Source organism: Microcystis sp. M49636_WE2 (assembly GCF_030065375.1).
In the GTDB taxonomy this organism is placed as follows: domain Bacteria; phylum Cyanobacteriota; class Cyanobacteriia; order Cyanobacteriales; family Microcystaceae; genus Microcystis; species Microcystis aeruginosa_C.
Window position 1 is genome coordinate 1 of record NZ_JASJFG010000610.1, and the last position, 1,089, is coordinate 1,089.

Annotated in this window: 1 protein-coding gene and 1 pseudogene; one reads left to right on the top strand and one right to left on the bottom strand. The window is 43.7% G+C overall.

Features of this window, described 5'->3' with window-relative positions:
* Positions 1-750: flotillin family protein (locus PX484_RS14050; protein ID WP_502882742.1), on the top strand; the 750-nt coding region annotated here is incomplete at its 5' end.
* A gap of 176 nt (positions 751-926) precedes the next feature.
* Here PX484_RS14050 and PX484_RS14055 read toward each other — a convergent pair.
* Positions 927-1,089: pseudogene (locus PX484_RS14055) on the bottom strand (aspartate aminotransferase family protein); the annotation flags it as partial.

Consider the following 1,089-nt stretch of genomic DNA (forward strand, 5'->3'; position numbering starts at 1 on the left):
CTGTTTAAACTCGGTTTAGAAATTGATACTCTCAAAATTCAAAATGTTGCCGATGACGTGGATTATCTTAACTCCCTCGGACGGGAAAGAATCGCTTTAGTCATGCGTGATGCTGAAATTGCTGAATCAAATGCCCTCAATGAAGCTGAACAAATAGTCGCGGAATGTGAGGAACAGGCAACCGTGGCTAAAACCCGCGATCAAATTATCATTTTAGAGCAAGAAAACGAGTTGAGAAAGTTAAAAGCAAAACTGGAACAACAGGCAAAATCGGAAGAAGAAATAACTATTGCTGCTGCTAAGGAAAAACGTGCTATAGTTGAGGAAAAATTGCAACAGGTTAGGGCAGAATTGGAAAGATTACGTCTTCAAGCAGATCAAGTTTTACCCGCAGAAGCGCAGCAGGAAGCTGAAACTTTCCGCGCTAGAGGAGAAGCGGCAATTTTTGAAGAAAATGCCAAAGCTGAAGCCTTAGTTAACGAATTATTTGCAGAAGTCTGGCAAAACACCGGCAGCGAAGCAGAGGCAATTTTCTTGATTCAACAGTTAGAAACTATCCTGGAGGAGGCGATTAAAATTCCTAGACGCTTACACCTCGATCGAGTTAATATCGTTGATAATGGTGATGGTAAATCCCTGGCTGCCCTGATCAAAGTCTATCCCGAAATCGTCAATCAATTCCTCGCCAGTGTCCATCAAACCCTCGGTATTGATGTGGTGGGAACTCTCACCAATAAAATTGAAAAATAGCAGTCAGAAAACCTACTAGACAGGCCTTCTAAAATAGATTGTAACCGAGATCGAGCAGGGTTAAAACCGCACTCGATCTCACCGCTAAGAATCCCCGTCTTTTGCAAGCGGGGAGATGTCAACTCATCAATACTTGGGACCCTATCAATCAATTTTCCCGGCCGAAGCAGCATTGACTATAAACTTGCTAAAACCTCTTTAGCGGCGGCCAAAGTCCGTTCGATATCGGCCTCTGTGTGAGCTAAAGAAGTAAAACCAGCTTCAAACTGGGAAGGAGCTAGATAAACGCCTCTTTCCAACATTCCCCGGTGAAAACGACCGAATTTAGCCACATCGGCC